The sequence below is a fragment of the Mizugakiibacter sediminis genome, from assembly GCF_000953855.2.
Lineage (GTDB): Bacteria > Pseudomonadota > Gammaproteobacteria > Xanthomonadales > Rhodanobacteraceae > Mizugakiibacter > Mizugakiibacter sediminis.
The window spans coordinates 8,294-13,808 of sequence record NZ_DF970273.1; the positions used below are offsets into that span (position 1 = coordinate 8,294).

Annotated in this window: 5 protein-coding genes and 1 pseudogene; 1 reads left to right on the plus strand and 5 read right to left on the minus strand. The window is 71.7% G+C overall.

Going from position 1 to position 5,515, the window contains the following annotated elements; all coding sequences use genetic code 11:
• Positions 1–469: pseudogene (locus MBSD_RS15825) on the plus strand (hypothetical protein); the annotation flags it as partial.
• A 64-nt stretch (positions 470–533) separates the two neighbouring features.
• Here MBSD_RS15825 and MBSD_RS14485 read toward each other — a convergent pair.
• The 5 genes from MBSD_RS14485 to MBSD_RS14505 form a co-directional block, all read right to left on the minus strand.
• On the minus strand, positions 534–1,232 hold the full coding sequence (locus tag MBSD_RS14485; RefSeq protein WP_062538000.1) for a TVP38/TMEM64 family protein: 699 nt from the start codon (positions 1,230–1,232) through the stop codon (positions 534–536).
• Between the two features lie 96 nt (positions 1,233–1,328).
• Complete coding sequence (gene rlmM / locus MBSD_RS14490) at positions 1,329–2,369, minus strand: 23S rRNA (cytidine(2498)-2'-O)-methyltransferase RlmM (RefSeq protein WP_062538004.1); 1,041 nt, start codon at positions 2,367–2,369, stop codon at positions 1,329–1,331.
• A 17-nt stretch (positions 2,370–2,386) separates the two neighbouring features.
• On the minus strand, positions 2,387–2,947 hold the full coding sequence (locus tag MBSD_RS14495; protein ID WP_062538001.1) for a nucleoside deaminase: 561 nt from the start codon (positions 2,945–2,947) through the stop codon (positions 2,387–2,389).
• A 56-nt stretch (positions 2,948–3,003) separates the two neighbouring features.
• Entirely contained in the window at positions 3,004–4,737 is a 1,734-nt protein-coding gene (locus tag MBSD_RS14500) for a glutamine--tRNA ligase/YqeY domain fusion protein (RefSeq protein ID WP_062538002.1), read from the minus strand.
• A 72-nt stretch (positions 4,738–4,809) separates the two neighbouring features.
• On the minus strand, positions 4,810–5,331 hold the full coding sequence (locus tag MBSD_RS14505; protein WP_062538003.1) for a DinB family protein: 522 nt from the start codon (positions 5,329–5,331) through the stop codon (positions 4,810–4,812).
• Positions 5,332–5,515 lie beyond the last annotated feature (184 nt).

Sequence of the window (5,515 nt, forward strand, 5' to 3'; positions counted from 1 at the left end):
CAGCTTCGACAGCACCTACATGGCGCAGAACGACTACGACCAGGCACCGGGTCTGCCGGGCGACGTCGTGGTGCATCTCGCCGGCCACTTCAACCGCGACTTCGGCAACTTCGCGCGCTGGCGCGCGTTGACCGCCCTCAACTGGAACATGGGGGCGTGGGACGCGAGCTGGCGCGTGCGCTACATCGGACGGGTGACGGTGGGCAATGCCGACCTCAGCCAGGGCACGTCGGCCGATGGCGGCATCCGCGGCGTCGAGCTGCCGATTGGCGCGCAGGTCTACAACGACTTCACCCTCGGCTACAACTTCGAACCGATCAACACCCGCATCGACGTGGGCGTAAACAACGCGTTCGACCGGCAGCCGCCGTTGCTGTACCAGAACAACGTGATCAACGCGAACACGGACGTGAACACGTACGACACCGTCGGCCGGTTCTACTTCGCCCGCGTGACCGTGAAGTTCTGAGAAGCCAAGCAAGTCCCCCTGACGCCGCGCGGTCCCCCACCCGCGCGGCGTTTTTTTGCGCGTCTCAGGCCGGCGGCGCAGGGCCGCGCCGCCGCCGCCACAGCACCGGCAGCAGCGCCAGCGCACCCAGCGCCAGCAGCGGCAGCAGCACGCGCGGCGCCAGCAGCAGGCCGAGGTCGGCGGGGTGGCCTGCCGCCAGGGTGGCGCCGAGGCCGGCGCCGATCGAGGTCTCGAACACCGCCATCAGCGAGCCGCCGAATGCGGTTGCGCCGAGGAACAGCCACAGCGGACAGCGCAGCCAGGCCAGCGCGACGGTGACGCCGCCGAACGGGAACACCGGCACCAGGCGCAGGAACAGCGTGTAGCTGAGCGGGTGCGCGTGGAAGCCGGCGCGCAGGCGCTCGGCCAGCGCGGGCGGCGCGCGGCCGCTGCTGAAGGCAAAGCGGCTGGCGAGGAACAGCAGCAGCGAACCCAGCGTCAGACCGATGCCGGTGAGCGCGGTGGCGACGACCACGCCGAACAACAGGCCGCCCGCCAGAATCACGAACAGGCTGCCCGGAATGCCGGTGGCGATGCTGAGCGCCAGCACGCCGACGTAGGCCAGCGAGGCCAGCACGGGGTGGGCGGCGACCGTGGCGCGCAGCTCGGCCTGCGAGGTGGCCAGCCGCTCCGGACGGAACGCGTCCAGCGCACCGGACGCGATCAGCAGGGCGCCGGTGACGATCAGCAGCAGCAGAGGCAAGGCGGCACGCAGTCGGTTCATGGTGGACCGGCGCGTCTCCGCCCGGGACAAGGGAGCGCCTAGCATACCGCCGCGCGCGGTGCTTCCGCAGTGCGGGGCCGGCAGTCCCGCACGGGCTCAGCCCCGCCGCGCGAACACGGTGATCTCCTCGCGGTCGTGATAGAGGTGCTTCACCCGCAGGTCGCCGATGCCAGCCTCGCGCAGCAGGCCGAGGCACAGGCGCACCTCGTCGTAGCGCTTCTTCATCGGCAGCTTGAGATTGAACAGCGCCATGCGGCAGCGGCCCTCGGCGAACCACTGCGCCATCAGCGCGGCGATGCGACGCGGCTGCTCGACCATGTCGCAGAGCAGCCAGTCGACCGGCTTCGCCGGCCGGTAGCGGAAGCCGTCCTCGCGGCGGTGCTCGACCAGGCCGCTGTCCATCAGCGCGGCGTCCATCGGGCCGTTGTCGACGGCGACGACGCGGATCGAACGCCGCACCATCTGCCAGGTCCAGCCGCCGGGCGCGGCGCCGAGGTCGACCGCGCGCATGCCGGGCGCCAGCCAGCGCGCGCGCTCCGCGTCGTCGAGCAGCACCAGCAGTGCCTCCTCCAGTTTCAGGGTGGAACGGCTGGGCGCGCCGCGCGGGAAGCGCAGCCGCGGGATGCCGCCCGGCCAGGGCGCGGCGCGCGCCGGCGCCTCCGCGGCCAGCAGCGCGTCGCTGCCGCCGGTGAAGCACACATGCAGCCGGCGCGGCGCGTCGTCCGCCAGTCGCCGCGCGCGGCGCAGCGCCGCGCGCAGCACCGGCGCGAAGCTGCGGCACAGGCCGGCCAGCGCGCGGCCGTCGTCGCTGTCGGGATGCTCGACCCACACCTCGGCGTAGCGCTCGTCGCGCGCGGCCAGCGCTTCCAGCAGCGGCCCCAGCCGGTCCTGCGGGTCGAGGCCGCGCACGCGCGCCAGCAGGCCGAGCGATTGGCGCGCGAAGACCAGCGCACGCCAGCCGGCGGCGGCATCGAGCGCCGGCTGCGCGCCGGCGTCGTGCAGCACGAACTCGGCGAGGCCGCCGTCGGCCGCCGCGCGGGCGAAGCCGGACACGCCCGCGGACGCGGCGGCGGCTTCCAGCTCCTGCGCGCACTCGCGTTCGAAGCCGGGGCGGCAGTACAGCAGGCGCCCGGCCAGCGGTTCGACCGTCGCCATCAGTAGCGCGCGCCGCCGGCCGCCGCGTAGGCGGCGAGCACCTGGCGCGCCTCGTCGCGGCGCAGGTCGCGCTTGACCGCGATGCCGCGGCGCTGCAGCTCGCCGATCCAGTCCGCCGGCAGCGGGCCCTCGTCGAATTCGGTGAGCTCGGCCACGTCCTCGGTGCGCGCGCCGATCAGCAGCTCGTCGATGCCGGCCCAGACGACGGCACCGTAGCACTGGCAGCAGGGCTGCGCGCTGGCGGCCAGCACGAAGCGGTGGCCGTCCTCGTTGAGACGGTAGCGCTGCATGCGCGTCTGCGCGGTCATCAGCGCCATGATCTCGGCGTGCGCGACCGAGCAGCTTTGCGCGATCACGCGGTTGACGCCCACCGAGACCAGCCGGCCGGCTTCGGTGAACACCGCCGCGCCGAACGGCCCGCCGGTGCGCAGCTCGACGTTGCGCCGCGCCAGCTCGACCGCCAGCGCGATGCGCGCGTCGTCGTCGGGATAGACGCGCATGGGGTCGACCACCTGGTGGACCCAGGGCGGCAGGGTGAGATGGACTTGGCCGTAGAGCATGCGCGGCTACCTTGCGGTCCGCGCGATTCTAGCAGCGGCCCGCGGCGTGGCCGGCGTCAGCCTTTCGCCAGCTTCGCCCAGGTGTCGCGCAGCGTGACCGTGCGGTTGAACACCGGCCGGCCGGGCGCGTGGTCGCGGCGGTCGGCGACGAAGTAGCCGAGGCGCTCGAACTGGAAGTGCGCCTCCGGCGCCGCCTCGCCCAGCGACGGCTCGACGTAGCCGCGCAGGATGCGCTTCGACTCCGGGTTGAGGTGATCGCGGTAGGTCTTGCCGTCGCTGTCGTCGTCCGGGTCGGCAACGTTGAACAGGCGGTCGTACAGGCGGATCTCCGCGGGCAGCGCGTGGCGCGCGCTGACCCAGTGGATCGTGCCCTTCACCTTGCGCTCGGCGCCGGGCATGCCGGGACGGGTGTCGGCATCCAGCGTGCAGCGCAGCTCGGCGACGGTACCGGCGGCGTCCTTCGCCACCTCCTCGCAGCGCACGATGCCGACGCCGCGCAGGCGCACCTCGCCGCCGGGCACCAGGCGGTGGAAGCCTTTGGGCGGCGCTTCCATGAAGTCCTCGCGCTCGATCCACAGTTCGCGCGAGAACGGCACGGCGCGCGTGCCGAAGGACTCGTCCTTCGGATGGTTGGGGAAGGCGAGCGTCTCCTCGTGGTCTTCGGGCAGGTTGGCGATCACCAGCTTCAGCGGGTCGATCACCGCCATGCGGCGCGGCGCGCGGGCGTCGAGATCCTCGCGCACGCAGCCTTCCAGCACGCCGACGTCGATCACGCTATTCTGCTTGCTGATGCCGGCGCGCTCCCAGAACGTGCGGATCGCCGCCGGCGTGAAGCCGCGCCGGCGCACGCCGGCCAGGGTCGGCATGCGCGGATCGTCCCAGCCGTCGACCAAGCCGTCCTGCACCAGCGCGATCAGCTTGCGCTTGCTCATCACCGTGTAGTTGAGGTTGCCGCGCGCGAACTCGATCTGTTGCGGCCGGCTCGGCTCGAGCCAGAGGCCGGAAGCGCGCAGCGGCTCGGTCAGCGCGGGATCGTTCGGCAGGTCGAGTTTCTCCAGGAACCACTCGTACAGCGGGCGGTGGTCCTCGAACTCCAGCGTGCACAGCGAGTGGGTGATGCCCTCGACGGCGTCGGACACGCAGTGCGCGTAGTCGTACATCGGATAGATGCACCAGGCGTCGCCGGTGTTCTGGTGCGGCACCTTGCGGATGCGGTAGATCGCCGGGTCGCGCAGGTTGATGTTGCCGGCGGCCATGTCGATCTTCGCGCGCAGCGTCTTGGCGCCGTCGGCGAATTCGCCGGCGCGCATGCGCCGGAACAGGTCGAGATTCTCCTCGACGCCGCGATCGCGCCACGGCGAGTTGCGCCCGGGTTCGGTCAGCGTGCCGCGGTAGGCGCGCACCTCGTCGGCGCTCAGGTCGTCGACGTAGGCGAGACCGAGGCGGATCAGCTTCTCGGCGCCGCGGTAGAACACTTCGAAGTAGTCGGAGGCGTGGCGCAGCAAATCCCATTGGAAGCCCAGCCAGCGCACGTCCTCCTTGATCGACTCGACGTACTCGATGTCCTCCTTGCCCGGGTTGGTGTCGTCGAAGCGCAGGTGGCAGGTGCCGCCGTTCTCGGCGGCGATGCCGAAGTTCAGGCAGATCGACTTGGCGTGGCCGAGGTGCAGGTAGCCGTTCGGCTCCGGCGGAAAGCGCGTGACGACGCGGCCGCCGTGTTTGCCGGAAGCGTTGTCGGCCGCCACGATCTGGCGGATGAAGTGCTGCACGACGGGCGTTTCGTTCGCCATGGGGAAGGAATGGGCCGGAAGCGGGAACCGAAGCGCGCAAGTGTAGCGGACGCCCGCCGCCGGCGCGCGCGCTCAGCCGTGCAGCGCCGCGCGCGGCACCTCCTTGAGCAGGAAGTAGGGCAGGTCCATCACCGGCGCCTTGGCGCCGTGCTGGGTCAGCGCCGTGCTGATCTGGCCGCGATGGTGGGTGGCGTGGTTGAACACGTGCAGCACCAGGCTGGCGTAGGGCAGGGTGAACGGCTGGCCCGCGGTGTTGCGGTAGTCGAGGTCGCCGGCGACCTGCGCCGGCGTCAGCGCGTCCACGAACGGTCGCCAGCCGGCGGCGAAGGCGAGCAGGCGCGCCTTCAACTGCGCGCGGTCCGGCTCCAGCTCCTGGTCGAGGCCGCTGACCGGGAACACCGTGCCGCGCAGGCGCGCCTGCCACAGGTGCTCGACCAGCAGCAGGTGGTTGAGCGTGCCGTGCACGCTGCGGAAGAACAGGCCGACGTCGCGGCGGTAGCTCTCCTCGTCGAGGCCGTCCACCTCGGCGTACAGGCGCTCGAACGCCCAGCGATGGTAGTCGGCCATCAGGCGCAGATGCTGGTGCAGGTCCATGACAGGCTCCTTTTCGACGGGATGCGCCGATCCGATGGGCCCCGAGGCCCGGCCGAGGGCGCCCGTTCGCGCAGAGCGTAGCTTGCATCGGCAAGCGGAGTCGAAGCGCGGGTGCGCGCTTGCGGCGGCGTCGAGGCGGCGCTAGCTGTGTAAACCCACCAGGTTGTTCATGTCGATGCGGGTG

Excerpts from the sequence above, each read along its gene's own strand:
- MBSD_RS14485 (WP_062538000.1), bottom strand. The coding sequence starts at position 1,232 with ATGAACCGACTGCGTGCCGCCTTGCCTCTGCTGCTGCTGATCGTCACC.
- MBSD_RS14495 (WP_062538001.1), bottom strand. The coding sequence starts at position 2,947 with ATGCTCTACGGCCAAGTCCATCTCACCCTGCCGCCCTGGGTCCACCAG.
- MBSD_RS14500 (WP_062538002.1), bottom strand. The coding sequence starts at position 4,737 with ATGGCGAACGAAACGCCCGTCGTGCAGCACTTCATCCGCCAGATCGTG.
- MBSD_RS14505 (WP_062538003.1), bottom strand. The coding sequence starts at position 5,331 with ATGGACCTGCACCAGCATCTGCGCCTGATGGCCGACTACCATCGCTGG.